The sequence below is a fragment of the Caulobacter sp. GW821-FHT09B11 genome (assembly GCF_059418205.1).
The window spans coordinates 1-15386 of the sequence record NZ_JBWKPK010000060.1; the positions used below are offsets into that span (position 1 = coordinate 1).

Sequence of the window (15386 nt, forward strand, 5' to 3'; positions counted from 1 at the left end):
TCCAGAGCGGTGAGAAAGTTGCAGGGCGTTGATTTTGCTCGTGTCCGCAAGCGCGACACCGTGGATCGACGGCGCTCCATCCCCGTCAGCCCAACCCCAATCGCCTTCCTGGGCCTTGTGCCCAGGATCCATCGTTCCGCTGCTCAGACCTTGGCGGAACGGTCGAGGTTTGAGCGGTCGCCGGCATGGACCCTCGCCACAAGGGCGAGGGAGGCGGGGTTTGTTGGCTTGAAGGGCGGCTGGAGACGGCGGGCGGGCGCGCCGGCTGGCGGCGTAACCCCTCACCCTCCCAGGCTACGCCTGGGCCCCTCCCTCTCCCTCTGGGAGAGGGTCGTCAGGCCGACGGCGAGCGGCGGGAGATGGCGGCGCGGGTGTCGTCCTGGGCGAGGCCCACGAGGCGTTCCATGGCCTGGCGGGCCTGGTCGGCGCGGCCAGCGGCGATGGCGTCGAAGACCTTCCAGTGATCGGGAATCGGGTCGCGGGCCAGTTCGCGGTCGCGCTGCTTGAAGATGGTGGTCCAGCGCACGGCCGCGCCGATGCTGCTGGACAGGGTGCGCAGCGGCTCGTTGCTGGTGGCCTCGAGCACCGTGTCGTGGAAATCGCGGTCGGCGGCCCGGCCCGCTTCGGTGGCCAGGGTGTGCTGCTGCATCTGGATCAGCGCCGTGCGCATACGCTCCAGCTGGTCCTCGTCGCGGCGCTCGGCGGCCAGGGCCGCGGCGGCCGGCTCGACGATCATCCGCAGCTCGTGCAGGCCGGTGAGGAACTCCTCGCTGGGCTCGGCCTCGAAGAACCAGGCCAGGACTTCGGGATCCAGCAGGCTCCAGCGCGAGCGGGCGCTGACGCGGGTGCCAGCCTTGGGACGGCTTTCCACCAGGCCCTTGGCGGCCAGGATGCGAATGGCTTCCCGGTAAGCGCTGCGCGAGACGTGCAACTGCTCGCTGGCGTCGATCTCGTTGTTGAGCACATCGCCCGGCTGGTACTGGCCCGAGACGATGGCGATTCCCAGGGTCCGCGCGATCGACCCGTGGATCCGGCCGGAGAACCCCTCCTCGCGCTCGAACTCGCCGTCCGCGCCCGAACCCTTCGCCTTGCCCACGCCGCCTCCGCTGTCGCCAAACGGCGTCCCCGCCGGTCATGAAGGCGACTCTAGCGAGACTAATTGTCTGACGACAAGGAAATTCACCTGCGGGCGATCAATCAGGCGCCGCGAACCCTTGCGGTAAAAGTATGATAAATCAGGTGATAGCGGCGCCTCCGGCCTGCCGGCGGGCCTTTTCGGGCTCGCCCGGCGGGCGGTTCGAACCCCGCATATCCGGGTTTGACTTGCCCGCCGCGATTGCTATTTGTCTGACTAATTACAAACGAGAGGATCGACCATGCCCTTGCGGTTCGTGCAGCTGAAGACGCCCGACGGCGCCCGCGCCCTCGCGGCGATCGACGACACGGGCGCGGCCCGCAAGGTCGGCGCCGCCGACACGCTCTACGCCCTGGCCCAGCTGGCCGTCGACAAGGGCGTCAGCCTGGCCGACGCCGCCGCCCCGCTGGGCGAGGCGATCGACGTCGCCGCCGCCCTGACCGAAGGCCGGGTGCTGGCCCCGATCGACCACGCCGACCCGGCCCACCTGGTGATGACCGGCACCGGCCTGACCCACCTGGGCTCGGCCGAGGGCCGCGACAAGATGCACAAGGCCGCCCAGTCTGGAGAACAGCTGACCGACTCGATGCGGATGTTCCTGATGGGCGTCGAGGGCGGCAAGCCGGCCGACGGCCAGGAAGGCGTGCAACCGGAGTGGTTCTACAAGGGCGACGGCACGCAGCTGGTCGGTCCCGGCCAGGCCCTGACCTCGCCCTCGTTCGCCAAGGACGGCGGCGAGGAGCCCGAGATCGCCGGCGTCTACCTGATCGGTCCGGATGGCGCGCCGCACCGCCTGGGCTTCTGCCTGGCCAACGAGTTCTCCGACCACGTGATCGAGCGCGGCAACTATCTGTGGCTGGCCCACTCGAAGCTGCGCCAGGCGGCGCTAGGCCCCGAGCTGCTGAGCGGCGAACTGCCGGCCGACGTGCGCGGCGCGAGCCGGATCATTCGCGACGGCGAGACCGTGTGGGAGAAGCCCTTCCTGTCGGGCGAGGCCAACATGTCCCACACCATCGCCAACCTGGAGCACCACCACTTCAAGTACGCGCTGTTCCGCCGCCCGGGCGACGTGCACGTGCATTTCTTCGGCACGGCCACCCTGTCGTTCTCGGAAGGCTTCCAGACGGCGCTTGGCGACGTGTTCGAGATCGAGGCCGCGCCGTTCACCCTGCCGGTGCGCAACCCGCTGGCCCAGGACGCGGCGCCGGCCGAAGTTACGGTGACGGTGAAGGCGCTGTAAGGCGCGCTGCGTGGTCCTCGTCCTTCGACAAGCTCAGGATGAGGACCATTTCCAGCGCAGCGGGCCAGTAGAAACCTCATCCTGAGCCTGTCGAAGGACGAGGTTTCGGCCCCAAAAAGCAAGAAGGCCTCGCACCCTGCGGTGCGAGGCCTTCTCTTTTGCGCGAAAGACGGGGAGCGGCGAACCGCTCCCCTCCCCGACTACTCAGCAGCCGTCGCCGGCTCGCCTTCGAGGGCCACAGGCGCCTCCTCGGCGGTGACCCGGCTGCCCCACAGGGCGTAGAACAGCACGTAGAGCTCGCAGACGGCGGTGACCAGGAACGAGATCTGCAGGCCGTAGGTGTCGGCGATCTTGCCCTGGACAATGACCAGGGCGCCGCCGGCGATGGCCATGACCAGCAGGCCCGAGCCTTCCTCGGTCAGCGCGCCCAGGCCCTTGATGCCCAGGGTGAAGATGGTCGGGAACATGATCGAGTGGAACAGGCCCACGGCGATCAGGCTCCACATGGCGACCGGACCGCTGGAGAAGGTGGTGATGATCATCACCACGAAGGCCAGGGTCGAGAAGATCGCCAGCACCTTGGCCGGATCGACCTTGCGCATCCAGACGCTGCCGATGAAGCGGCCGACCATCATCCCGCCCCACAGCAGGAACAGGTAGCGCGAGGCCTCGGTATGGGTCAGGCCGCCGATCTTCGGGTCGGAGACGAAGTTGATGAACAGGTTCGACACGCCGATCTCGGCGATCAGGTAGATGAAGATGGCCGGGATGCCGAGCACCAGGTTGCGGTGCTTCCACAGCGAGTGGCTCTTGCGCTCCGAGACGGCGGCGCGGCGGGTGGCGCCGCCCAGGTCAGGCAGCTTGTAGCGGGCGATGACCACGGCCAGGGCCACCAGGACCACGGCGACGATGAAGTAGGGCAGCTGCACCGACTGGGCGTCGGCCAGGCGCTCGGCCTGGGTCAGCACCTTGCCGGCCTCGGCGTTGCCCGAGGCGCTGCGGCTGAGGATCAGGTAGCCGCCGAACAGCGGGGCGAGCGTGGTGCCCAGCGAGTTGAAGGCCTGCACCAGGTTGAGGCGCGAAGAGGCCGTCTCCGGCGGGCCGACCACGGCCACGTAGGGGTTGGCGGCGACCTGCAGCAGGGTGATGCCCGAAGCGACGATGAACAGGGCCGTCAGCACCACGCCGTAGGACGGGATGCGGGCGGCCGGGATCATCAGCAGCGCCCCGAAGGCCATGATCAGCAGGCCGGTGACCATCGACTTCTTGTAGCCGATCTTCTCGATCAGCTTGGCCGACGGGATCGAGGCGAAGAAGTAGGCGATGAACCACACCGACTCGATCAGGGTCGTCTGGGTGTAGTTGAGGTCGAACACCGAGCGCAGGTGCGGCAGCAGGGTGTTGTTGATGACCGTGATGAAGCCCCACATGAAGAAGAGGCTGGCCAGCAGGGTCAGGGCGGACCTTTGAGCGCGGGGGTCGCCCACGCTGGCCGCGCCTACTCCGGCGGACGTGGTGATCGGTGCGGGCATTCCCGGGTCTCCCGTTGAGAAGGACGACGTCTTGACGTTGCGCCCTGGTTTTTTGTCTGAGTATATGGCGACCCAATGGCCGTCAACGCCGACAGAGCGCGGTAGGGCCGATCCGGAGAGGAAACCAATGAAGACCTGGCGCCACGTCCTGCCGAGCCTTGCCGCTATCGCCGCCGCTACGGCCGCTACGGCCGCTCCGCTGGCCGCGCACGCGGTCGAGCTGAGCCGCAAGTCCTTCGGCCAGACACCGGACGGCCAGGCGGTCGAGGCGATTACCCTGACCAACGCCAAGGGCGTGTCGGCGACCGTCATCACCTATGGCGCGACCCTGCAGTCGCTGGTGGCCCCCGACCGCGCCGGCAAGAAGGCCGACATCGTGCTCGGCTACAAGGACGCCGGCGAATATGTGAAGACGGCCAACTACTTCGGCGGTTCGGTCGGGCGGTTCGCCAACCGCATCGGCAAGGGCAAGTTCGTCCTCGACGGCAAGACCTACCAGCTGGCGCTGAACAACAACGGCGTGGCGGCCCTGCACGGCGGCGTGAAGGGCTTCGACAAGGTGGTCTGGACGGTGCGCGACGCCAAGGCCGGCCCGACCGCCTCGGTGACCTTCGAGCATGTCAGCCCGGACGGCGAGGAAGGCTATCCCGGCACGCTGACGGCCACGGCGACCTATGCGCTGGACGAGAACAACCAGCTGACGGTCACCTACGGCGCCACGACCGACAAGCCGACCATCGTCAACATCACCAACCACGCCCTGTTCAACGTCGCCGGCGAAGGCGCCTCGGCAGGGGCGATGGGCAACGTGCTGACCATCCCGGCCGAGGGCTATTCGCCCGTGGACGGCGAGCTGATCCCGACGGGCGTGACGACGCCGGTGGCCGGCACGGTGTTCGACTTCCGCAAGCCCACCGCCGTCGGCGATCGCATTCGTGACGCCAGCGACGCCCAGATCGTCGCCGGCCGCGGCTACGACCACAACTACGTGCTGACGGGCAAGTCGGGCGGCGCCCTGCGCCTGGGCGCGCGTCTGGCCGATCCCAAGAGCGGCCGGGTGCTGGAGATCCTGACCGACCAGCCGGGCATCCAGTTCTACGCCGGCAACTTCATCGACGGCACGACCGTGGGCAAGAGCGGCAAGATCTATCGCCAGGGCGACGGCATCGCGCTGGAGCCGCAGCACTTCCCCGACGCGCCCAACAAGCCGCAGTTCGCGCCGGTGCGGCTGGATCCGGGCCAGACCTACAAGAACCAGATGGTCTTCCGGCTCACGACCGACGGCAAGAAATAGAGCAAAAAAGAAGCCCGGCGGTTACCCGCCGGGCTTAGTTCATTAGGGAGGAAACGCCCAGGAAGGGCAGAGGCGCTCGCGCCTCACGGGGTTGTAGTTAGCGGTACCAACGGCGAATTCAAGCCCGTTCCGCAAAAAAGTGACGCTTTGTCGCAGAACATGTTCAACGAACGGTATCGTGAGCGGTTTTCAGGACGACCTTGCCGGGCGTCAGCCCCGCCGCCGTCGCCGTGACGTTGAGCACACCGCCCTGCCCCGCCCCGCGCACCAGGGCCGTGGCCCGTCCCTGCCAGGCCTGGCGAGTCGGCGAGGCGAACGAGGTATGGTCGGTCGGCGCGCCGTTGTCGGCCGCCACGAAGGCGCCCGCGCCCGAGACCTGGAAGGTGATGGCGTCCTGGGCCGAGGGCACGGTCACGCCCTTGGCGTCGACGACCCGGGCGCGGACGATGGCCAGGTCGTCGAAGCCCGTCCCGACCTTGTCGCCCTCGACCGACAGCTCGACGCGGGCCGGCTTGCCGGCGGTGCGCAGCACGTCCTCGAGCTTGACGCCCGGATCGCGGCAGGCCGCCCTCACCTCGCCCGGCGCGAAGCTGACGCTCCACTGGCGCGGCGAAGCGTCGGCGGGCAGAGGCTTGGCGCCCAGCCAGCGGCCGTTGAGCGAAACATCGACGCTGGCGCAGTTGGAGTAGACCTCGATGGTCTCGTCGTGCGGCGTGAGATCGGCCGGGGTCCAGTCGTCATAGACAGCGACCTTGGGCTGGGGCGTGGCGACGGCGATCATGGTCGGCAGGGCCGGAGCGGGACCGGCCCCGTCGGACGAGGGCGGCGGGGCTGCCGGCATCGCGTTGCGCACCACGTGCAGCACCGGCTTTTCGGCCCACCAGGAGGCGCGCTGCAGGCCGATGGGCTTGGCCAGGCCCGTGCGGTCGATGATGCCGGCCGGATTGTCGATATTGGGCCAGCCGCTGCGGTCGGCCTCGCCCAGGTAGTCGATGCCGGTCCACAGGAACATGCCGGCATAGGCGGGATAGTCGCGCACGGCGACCCAGGAGGTGCGGGTCTTGCTGTTCTCGGTCCCGACGATGATCCGCGTGGGCTTTTCCTTGTGGGCGGCGATCAGCTCGTTCTCGCGATAGTTCTGGCCGACCACGTCGAGCATGTCGGCGAAGCCGTTCTGGTAGTCGCCGGTCACGTTGGGCCGGAACAGGCCCATGGTCACCGGCCGGGTCGGATCGGTGGCGTGCATGACGGCCAGCAGGCTCTTCAGCGCCGCCTTGGCCTGGACCGGGTAGGCGGTGTCGTGGATCTCGTTGCCGGCGCTCCACAGGACGATGCTGGCGTGGTTGCGATCGCGGCGGACCATGTCGCGAGCGTCGCGCTTGTGCCAGTCGCTGAAGAACAGGTGGTAGTCGCCGGGCGTCTTGGAGACGTTCCACTGGTCGAACAGCTCGTCCATGACCACGAAGCCCATCTCATCGGTCAGGTCGAGGAAGTCGGGCGACGGCGGGTTGTGGGCGGTGCGGATAGCGTTGACGCCCAGGGCCTTCAGGGCGGTCAGGCGCTGGCGCCAGACGGCCATGGGAACCGCCGCCCCGACCGCCCCGCCGTCCATGTGCAAGGCCACGCCCTTGAGCTTGACGTTCCTGCCGTTGAGCCAGAAGCCGCTGTCGGCCTTGAAGGCGACGTCGCGGACCCCGAAGCGCACGGTCTCGGCGTCGAGCCCCTGCCCGCCCTCGCCGACCACGCGGATCTCGGCGCGGTAGAGGTTGGGGGTCTCCAAATCCCAGCGCTTGGGCGCGGCGATGTCGATTGACAGCTTCAGGGTCTCGGTGCGGGCCGGATCGATGGCGACGGCGGGAACCTGGCCGCGGGCGACCTCCTTGCCGGATGGGTCGCGGATCACGACCTCAAGCCCGGCCCTGGCGGCGTCATGGGCGTCGTTGATCACGTCGACGGCGATGTCGGCCGTGGCCTTGCCGTCGGCGATCTTCGTGACGCTGACGAAGGCCCCGCCGTGCTCGACATGCTGACCGGCGGTCTCGATCAGCCGCACCTTGCCGTAGACGCCGGAGCCCGCGTACCAACGCGAGGACGGGGCGTGGTCGGTGTCGGCGCGCACGGCCAGGACGTTGCGCCCATCGGCGCGGATGAAGTCGGTGATGTCGTAGCGCAGGCCCACATAGCCGCTGGGGCGATGGCCCAGGTGGTGGCCGTTGATCCAGACGCCGCTGCGCTCCATCACGCCGTCCAGCTCGACGAAGACGCGGCGGCCCGGCGCGGGCGGCTTGATGTCGAGGGTCTTGCGATACCAGCCGATACCGGTGGGCAGGAAGCCGCCCGCCCCGCCGGCCCGGGCCTTGATGTCGAACGGCCCGGTTATGGCCCAGTCGTGCGGCACGGAGACCTTGGCCCAGGCGCCGTCATCGAAGGCGGCCGTCTCGGCGCCCTCGGGGTCGCCCTGGAAGAAGGTCCAGCCGTCGGCCAGCGGCGTCGTCACCCGGTCTGCGGCCGGGGCGGGCAGCGCCGCAAGGCTAAGCGTCGCGGCCAGGACAAGGCGCGAGACGCCGCGCAGCGAAGGGTGAGCCATCGTTTTCTCCCTGGGGCCGCGCATCGAGGCACGTCCCACATCTTGATATTTTATGTCATTTTATGAACTTTCCACGCGAGCGCCAGCCCTCGTCACACTTCGTCGCAAAACGGTGTCGCAAGCCCGTCGAACCTTTCGCCTAGACCGGCGTTTGGCCCGGCGAGTTCGCGTACAAAGGGGTGCGACATGTCTGGACGGGTCGATGTCGTGCCGTGCGAAGGCGGCTGGTGCGTGCGGGTTCACGACACCGGCGAGGTGCTGCGCTTCACCGGCGGCGGCGAAGCCGAGCGCCGCGCACGGCGGCTGGCGGCGGAGTCCGATAGCCCGGTCGAGGTTCGGATCCATGATCGCGGCGGACGGCTGGTCGGCCGGTGGATGACGGACGGGGCGGCGGCCTAGAGAGGCCGCTCACCAGACCGTCCCGGAGCCATGTCGCCATCGCCGGCTCGCGCTGGACACGCCCTGACGCGCACCAAACTCAATGGTTGACTCATCGACACATGATGCCTTTTAGTTGAATTCTTGACCCCCACGCCTTGGGGACGATCCGATCCACTGCGCGTCGCCCCCATGCTCGGGGCCGGTAGAACCAGTCGTATTTCTTCAGTTCATTCGGCCGCCGCAATGCACATGCGGCGGAGACGACAGCTTTCTGAAGCTTGGCGGCGGGGTCGCAAGATCGATCCTCGCCGCAAGACACGTCGCGGCATTCCGGTTGCTTGGAGGGCGAATCGTATGGCGATACAGCTCTACGGCCAATGGCGGCTTACTGTAACGGAAGCGGTCCATAACTGGGAAAACCGGTCCGTCATCGAACAGGCGATATCCGGAAACGGCGCCTATCCGCCCACGGTCGGCTCGGTCGTGACGGCCAGCGGCCCGGCCTGGATCCTCGACGCGCAATACCAAGCGCCCGGCGAGGACTGGCGGTCCTCGGCGATGATCTTCGAGCCGGCCGTCCCCGAGACGGTCGCCATCAACGCCGTCATCGGCGCCGAAGACCCGCTGCCGACCGAGGACTATCGCGACATCCGGTGGGACGCGACCTTCCAGGGCGGGGCGATGGTCGCCATCCCCTATCGCCCCTACGCCGTACGCCCCAGCGACCTGTTCCAGCTGCCCGACGGCGTGTTCGAGGCTTCGCTGGGCCTGCACCTGATGGGCCTGAGGGTGACGAACGTCTGGGGTCTGCCGTTCACCGACGATCACGTGCTGGAGATCTCGGCGGCGGGGCGCGCGGCCCTGGCGACTGGGGGCGTCGAGGTGGTGGACGCTTGGACGGCGGCCGAGCAGGCCTCGCTGGGCCAGCGGGTCGTCGGCGCGGGCGTTTCGCTGGCGGGGCTGCGTCCGGGCCAGTCGCGAACCGTCTATTTCAAGCTCGAAGCCACCAACGGCGCGCCACGCAAGCACAAGGTGGAATTCGTCTGCGTGAACCGCGCCGGCATGGCCGATCCCGGACATCACGCGCGGCGCGTCTCCAAGTCGATCTATGTCAGCCGCACCTGGTTCGACAAGGACGCCAAGCAGTACGTCTTCGAATCGGACCAGGGCGCGATGCGGCTGCGCCTGCGCGAGGTGCTCTACGACCGCGTCGGCCATCGCCGCAATCGCCAGCGGCTGCGCCAGGCGGCGGCCGGCTCCCACGCCTGCGCCAAGGATCTGGAACGCGTCCGCGAGATGCTGCGGGCGTTCCTGGACGGCAAGCGGGTCGACCTGTGCGAGGTCCAGCGCATCCTGGCCTGCTGCTGCGTGCGCGACGACAAGGGCGACGATCGCCCCGCCTACGAGCCGTTCTATGCGATCCCGCTGAAGTTCGATGCGACCTTCGAACCCCGGCCGCCGTTCGAGGGCCAGTTCGGGCCCCTGCTCTATGACGATCCCTGGTGGAAGGTGGCGCTCGCCATCCTGGCCTTCCTGCTCTGGCTGGCCGGAGCGCTGGAGGAAGGCGCCCAGAGCGCCTACGAGGACGAGGACTTCGTCATCGGCACGCTGTTCGCCTCCCAGCAACACCATCTCGACGCCGCGCTCTGCGAGATCGACACCAGCCGCGGCCTGTCTTTCAACACCGTGCTCGACGCCCAGTCCGACGAGACCAACCAGGTCCCCAAGGAAGGCGGCGTCGGCGGCAATGTGGGCGGCGTGGGCCCTGGCTTCATGGACGAGGCCGAGGTCCAGGCCCTGCTGGACGCCGCCGCCCTGTCCGGCGACACCAGCGGCCTTCGGGTGTTCAAGTCGGGGGCGCGCACCGGCCTGACCTTCGCCGAGATCACGCGGTTCAGCGGATCGTGGGTGCGCGACGACGACGGCACGCGGTTCGACAACCCCGACCAGCGGACCATCGAGTTCGAGGATCCCGGCGGCGCGGAGGTCTCCAACAAGGGCGATTCCGGCTCGGTCTGGGTCCACGTCGATACCGGTCGGATCATCGCGCTCAATCACAGCGGCAACACCACGACGGCGTTCGGAACGATCATGTCGCACGTGGTCGAGCGCTTCGGGATCAGCTTCTAGCCTTGGGAGATCGGTCTTGGCCCAGGAACGAGAACCGCGAGAGTCGCTGAGGACCGTCGCCAATCGCCTGACCCGGCGATATGCGGACGACCCCAACATCCTGGGCGTCGGCTGGGGCCGAACGCGCCGCGGCGGCAAGCTGTCGACCGAGCAGGGTCTCGTCTTCTATGTGCGCGAGAAACTCGACGCCGAGAGCTGCCGGGTCCGTGGCACGGCGGTCGTTCCGGGAAACCTCGACGGCGTGCCGACCGACGTGGTCGTGCGCGGGCGGATCGAGCGGTCGGCGGACATGGCCGGCAGCCGCAACGACACCCAGTACGACCCCCTGGTCGGCGGCGTGGCCTCGTCGAACCTTGAGCAGCTGGATCGCACCTTCTTCTGGGCCGAGGGCTCGGTGGGCACGCTGGGCCTGCTCTGCCGGGACGGCGAGGGCCGGGACATGGCCCTCTCCAACTGGCACGTCTGGGCCGACAACGACGCCGCCGTCGGCGACCGCATCGTGCAGCCCGGAACGCCGGGCGGCGGCGACTACGCCGAGGGCATCGCGACGACCGTGCTGTGCGGACCGTTCCTGGGCAGCCTGTTCGAAGGCCGCCTGCCCTCGGGTCTCGCCGCGGGTCTCTACGCGGGCGCGGCGGCGGCGGCGATCGCGGCGGCCCTGTCGGACGAGATCGACCCCTTCCGCCGAGGCCAGGCGGCGACCCCGGAGGCGAAGGACGCGGTGACGCACAAGGAGTCGCTGGCCGTCGCCCTGACCTACAAGGGCGCGCTGCCCTGGCCCGGGCGGCCGTTCGAAACCGGGGTCAAGTGGGACTACGCCCGCCACACCAACATCGCGGTGATGAAGGCCGACGCCGACGAGGTGCAGCCGAACCTGCAGGTGCTGGCCGGATACGCGGTGGCCACCGACCTGGCCGCCTACCAGGCCGGCGACCGGATCACGGTGTCGGCCACCCTGTGGGATCCGCAAAATCGCCCGGCCGACGCCTATCACGTGGTGGCGCACCTGGTCTCGGCGGCCGATCCCTCGCGCCACCTGCGCCTGGTGCTGCATCCGGCCGCCTGTCGCGGGATCAACCTCGCGCCGCCGTCGAAGCGCGAGCATGGCGGCCGCGGCCCCGTCGTCCAGGGCGAGAAGGGGCAGATCTGCATCGACTTCGGCTACTACGCCATCGATGCGGTGTTCGAGCGCGCCCACAATTTCGGGCCGGTCGCGGCGGCCTACTGGTCGGGCCTGACGCCGCTGCGGATCGCGCCGCTGCCCGGCGGCGGCGCGGGCGGGCTGTTCGTTCCCGACAGCGGCGTGGTGTTTCGCCATTCGCCGGCGCCGCGCGTCGTCGTCCGCCTGGCGCACGAGTCCGACAGCCCCGTCCGCGTGACCGCCTTCGACGCCTTCGACCGCGAGCAGGACGCCGTGCTGGCGCCCGCCCAGAAGGGGCAGGTCCACCAGGTCGTCCTCAAGGGCGAGATGATCACCCAGGTCCAGGTCGCCGGGGGCGAACGCACGGCCGTCGTGGAGCGCTATTGCTTCGTCCCCGCCGCAGCAGCGACGTCGGCGGCCGGGACGGAAGGTCTCGCCGCCGAGACCCAGAACGTGACGGCGGCGCTGCTGGCCTCGGCGCTGGCGGCGCCGTCAGCCGTCGCGATCGACAACCTGACCTGCACCGGCTTCAGCCACTACCCGGCTGGAACAGCCTTTCCCGACCGGCATCAGTTCGATGCGATCGAGATCACCGCGCTGGACGGAAACCGGCAACTGATCGTCGATTGGCCGGACTCCGAGCCCAACAGCCTGCTGTTCTCCGACAAGGGGATCCGGGTGACGCACGCGGCCGTCTCGCGCGTGTCGTTGCGAGTCGGGCAGTTCACCCGAAGCCCGCTGGTGATCCAGGCGTTCAACGCCGCCGGCCAGGTGGTGGCGACGGCGACGAAGACGAGCTCCGGCGGCGTCGAGGACATCCAGCTGGCGGCCCCTGGCATCACGGCCGTGGAGATCCGGGGCGGCGGTCACGAGGCCATCCTCGTGCGCTACTGCATCGGCGGTCGCGACCAGGGCGAGCCGAAGGGGCCGTTCCGACACTGCTTCCGCGGCTCGATGCCCCTGCCGCCGGATGCGCCTCGCGGACGGTGGATCGTCTATCTGGCGGTGCAGAACGTGAACCACGTTCCGCCGGGCGTGGCGCCCGAGGAGGCCGCCACGATCATCGGCGGGCACGTCATGGGACCGACCGCCCAGGCGCTGGGGTGCGGGTTCATGCTGCTGGGCGATCACGTGTTCGACATCTTCTAGAACACGGCTGGCCGGCCAGAACGGCGCGGAACGGCTCGCCTACGCTTCCGACCGCGCCACCACGATCGCCTGCGCCACGCGGCGCGAGGCGGCCAGGCGCCAGGCGACGACGACGCCGACCACGGTCAGGGCGACGCCGGCGGCGATGGCCAAGCCGAGCTCCAGGCTGACGCCCGACAGGCTGCGGGCGGCCAGATAGCCGGGGGCCAGCAGGGTGGCGATCCAGACCACGGCCGACAGGACGTTGGCGGTCTGGAAGGTCCAGGACTTCATCTGCAGGATGCCGGCCATGATCGGCACGAAGGCCCGCAGCGGCCCGAAGAAGCGGCCGATGAAGATCGAGGCGACGCCGTAGCGGCGGGCGAACAGGCGCGTGCGGGCGATGGTGCGGCGGTTGGCGCGGAAGGCCGGGGCGCGCAGGGCGCGCGGGCCCAGGCGCCGGCCCAGGCCATAGGACACCGCATCGCCCAGCACCGCGCCGAGCGTGCACCAGGCCAGGACTTCGAACGGATCGAGCACGCCGCCGCCGATCAGGGTGCCGGCCAGCAGCATCAGGGCCGTGGCGGGCACGAAGGCCCCGATCAGTACGAGGGATTCGGCGAAGGTCAGGGCCCCAAGGATCACGCCCGCCCAGCTCTGATGCGCGGTGACGAAAGCGGCGACGGATTGAAGCAGATTGTCCATGGGAGTCCTTCGAGGCCCCCACATGGAGATCAACACGCTGCGCCGCCAGTGCGCTGCACGCCGCAGCGTCAATTAAACGCGACTGTGCCCGCGGCGCCTCACCAAGTTTGGGTAGCGGCTACCCAGGAGTGGGTAGGGGCGAGCCGGGCCGTTCGGCGCGGGGGCCGGCCATGACCGTGATCTTGTAACGCGTTCCCGCCGTCGGCAGGCTCGGCTATAGGGCGAGCATGGGTGCAGGGCTCACAGCATGGCGCAGGTTCGGGGCGGCGTTCGCCGCCCTGGTGCTGGCCGTGCTTGCGCTGGGTCCAAGCCTCGAGAGCGCGCTATGCGCCGACGAAGCGCCGGCGGCGGCCGAAGCGACCGCATTCCTGCTCGCGTCCGAGGCTGAAGACCATGCCGATGATCATGGACGCGTCGACGGCTGCGTGCACGGCCACTGCCATCACGGCGCGCCCTATGCGCCCGAGCCCGCCATCTCCGCCGCGCCCTCGCTGGCCTACGCCGCCGCGCGCCTGACGCCCGGCGAGGACGCCGCCCCGCCGGCCGGGCGGCAATTCGACCTGATGCGACCGCCCAGGGCCTGACGCTCGCCCGCGCCGACGCGCGCCCGAGACCCGTCAGATCCCCAAGGACCTCCCAAGAGGAAATCCATGTCGCCTTCCCTGCGCAGGCCGCTGTCCGCGGTCCTGCTCGGCGCGGCCGTGTACGCGGCCGCCCCACTCGCTGTCCGACCCGCCGCGGCCGAACCCGCGCCGCCCTACGCCGTGCTGCTGGCCCAGGCCCGCGGCGCCTCCCCTCGCCTCGCCGCCGCCCAGGCCGGCGCCGATCAGGCCCGGGGCCTGGCGCTGCAAGCCGCCGTCCGCCCCAATCCCGTGCTCGGCCTGGAGGTCGAGAACCTTGCGGGCTCGGGCCCTTACGGCGGGCTCGACCTGGCCGAGACCACAGCCTCGCTGTCCCAGACCCTGGAACTGGGCGGCAAGCGCGCCGCGCGGATGGCCGCCGGCCAGGCGGACGTCCGCGCCGCCGAGGCTAGGGCCGTCGCCGAACGCTCCGACTTCGCCGCCGACCTCGCCCTGGCCTATGCCGAGGCCGAAGCTGCCCTGGCCCGGGTCGCCCAGGCCGAGGAACAGCGGCTGGCCGCCGAAACTGACGCCCGCGCGGTCGCCGAACTGGTGGCGGCCGGACGCGAGGCCCAGTTGCGAGATCTGCAGGCGCAGGCTGAACATGCCGCCGCCCGCGCCGAGCGCGACGAGGCCCAGGCGAGCGCCGACGCCGCCTTCGCCAAGCTGTCGGCCCTGGCCGGCGTTCCGGCCGTCTATGACGCGATCGGCGAGAGCCTGCTGGCGCGGCCGGCGAGCGGCCCGAACGCCGCCGAGGCGGAAACGCCGGCCCTGGTCGTGGCCCGGGCCGAGCGCGACGCCGCCGGCGCGCGTCGCGCGGTGCAGCGGGGCCTGTCGGTTCCCGACGTCACCGTCTCGGCCGGCCTGCGCCGACTGGCGGGCGACGACGCCACGGCCCTGGTGGCCGGGATCTCTCTGCCCCTGCCGCTGTTCGACCGCAACCGGGGCGCCAGGGCAGCCGCCGAGGCCGAACTGACCGCCAGCCAGGCCCGCCTGCGACAGGCGCAGTTCGACGCCGCCGCCGACCTGCGCGCCGCCCGCGCCCAGGCCCGCGCCTCCGACGGTCGCGCCGAGGCCGCCGATGCCGCCGAGACCGCCGCCGCCGAGGCCTATCGGCTGGCGCGGATCGGCTACGAGGCCGGCCGACTGCCGCTGCTGGAGCTGTCCTCGGCCCGGCGCGCCCTGGCCGCCGCCCGCATCCGCACCCTCGACGCGCGCCTGGCCAAGGCCCGCGCCGAGATCGACATCGCCCGCCTGACGGGCCGCGCTCCGTTCGGAGGCTGACCATGAAACTCGACGCACGCATCCTGACCACCACGGCCGCCGTGGTCGTCGCCCTCAGCGCCGGCTACGGCCTGGCCCGCCTGACCGATCGTCCCGCCCCGCAGGCCGAGGCCAGTGAAGCCGAACACGGCGAGGACCACGCCGCCGAAGAGGGCTTCGTCGCCCTGACTGCCGAGGCCGCCCGCGCGGCCGGCGTCGCGGTCGTCACC

Annotated in this window: 11 protein-coding genes and 1 pseudogene; 8 read left to right on the plus strand and 4 right to left on the minus strand. The window is 70.0% G+C overall.

The annotated features are described in order from the left end of the window. Window positions 1–334: 334 nt before the first annotated feature. Window positions 335–1096, minus strand: a complete 762-nt coding sequence (locus AC07N1_RS24870) for a FadR/GntR family transcriptional regulator (protein ID WP_494674226.1) — start codon at window positions 1094–1096, stop codon at window positions 335–337. A gap of 280 nt (window positions 1097–1376) precedes the next feature. On the opposite strand from AC07N1_RS24870, the gene araD1 reads away from it, so the two are divergent. Continuing rightward, the gene (gene araD1, locus AC07N1_RS24875) at window positions 1377–2375 is read left to right on the plus strand and encodes an AraD1 family protein (RefSeq protein WP_494674227.1); all 999 of its coding nucleotides are present in this window, start codon (window positions 1377–1379) and stop codon (window positions 2373–2375) included. A gap of 200 nt (window positions 2376–2575) precedes the next feature. Here araD1 and AC07N1_RS24880 read toward each other — a convergent pair whose 3' ends face one another. Continuing rightward, window positions 2576–3907, minus strand: coding sequence for a sugar MFS transporter (locus AC07N1_RS24880; RefSeq protein ID WP_494674228.1), 1332 nt, complete (start codon window positions 3905–3907; stop codon window positions 2576–2578). Window positions 3908–4034: 127 nt separating this feature from the next. On the opposite strand from AC07N1_RS24880, the gene AC07N1_RS24885 reads away from it, so the two are divergent. Next, on the plus strand, window positions 4035–5201 hold the full coding sequence (locus tag AC07N1_RS24885; RefSeq protein WP_494674229.1) for an aldose epimerase family protein: 1167 nt from the start codon (window positions 4035–4037) through the stop codon (window positions 5199–5201). A gap of 163 nt (window positions 5202–5364) precedes the next feature. Here the strand turns inward: AC07N1_RS24885 and AC07N1_RS24890 are convergent, their stop codons facing one another. Then, complete coding sequence (locus tag AC07N1_RS24890; protein WP_494674230.1) at window positions 5365–7788, minus strand: glycoside hydrolase family 2 TIM barrel-domain containing protein; 2424 nt, start codon at window positions 7786–7788, stop codon at window positions 5365–5367. Window positions 7789–7974: 186 nt separating this feature from the next. On the opposite strand from AC07N1_RS24890, the gene AC07N1_RS24895 reads away from it, so the two are divergent. The 3 genes from AC07N1_RS24895 (at window position 7975) to AC07N1_RS24905 (ending at window position 12589) form a co-directional block, all read left to right on the plus strand. Next, window positions 7975–8187, plus strand: coding sequence for a DUF2188 domain-containing protein (locus AC07N1_RS24895; RefSeq protein ID WP_494674231.1), 213 nt, complete (start codon window positions 7975–7977; stop codon window positions 8185–8187). A 336-nt stretch (window positions 8188–8523) separates the two neighbouring features. Further along, on the plus strand, window positions 8524–10299 hold the full coding sequence (locus tag AC07N1_RS24900) for a hypothetical protein (protein ID WP_494674232.1): 1776 nt from the start codon (window positions 8524–8526) through the stop codon (window positions 10297–10299). Between the two features lie 16 nt (window positions 10300–10315). After that, window positions 10316–12589 (plus strand): hypothetical protein, encoded by a 2274-nt coding sequence (locus tag AC07N1_RS24905; RefSeq protein WP_494674233.1) that lies wholly within the window; start codon window positions 10316–10318, stop codon window positions 12587–12589. A gap of 39 nt (window positions 12590–12628) precedes the next feature. Here the strand turns inward: AC07N1_RS24905 and AC07N1_RS24910 are convergent, their stop codons facing one another. After that, window positions 12629–13273 carry a DedA family protein gene (locus AC07N1_RS24910; protein ID WP_494674234.1) on the minus strand — a complete coding sequence of 215 codons (645 nt, stop codon included), beginning with the start codon at window positions 13271–13273 and terminating at the stop codon, window positions 12629–12631. 227 nt (window positions 13274–13500) lie between these two features. Between AC07N1_RS24910 and AC07N1_RS24915 the strand changes: the two genes are divergently transcribed. The 3 genes and pseudogenes from AC07N1_RS24915 to AC07N1_RS24925 form a co-directional block, all read left to right on the plus strand. Next, window positions 13501–13857, plus strand: coding sequence for a hypothetical protein (locus AC07N1_RS24915; protein ID WP_494674235.1), 357 nt, complete (start codon window positions 13501–13503; stop codon window positions 13855–13857). A 66-nt stretch (window positions 13858–13923) separates the two neighbouring features. Then, the gene (locus tag AC07N1_RS24920) at window positions 13924–15177 is read left to right on the plus strand and encodes a TolC family protein (RefSeq protein WP_494674236.1); all 1254 of its coding nucleotides are present in this window, start codon (window positions 13924–13926) and stop codon (window positions 15175–15177) included. Between the two features lie 2 nt (window positions 15178–15179). After that, a pseudogene (locus AC07N1_RS24925) lies at window positions 15180–15386 on the plus strand (efflux RND transporter periplasmic adaptor subunit); the annotation flags it as partial.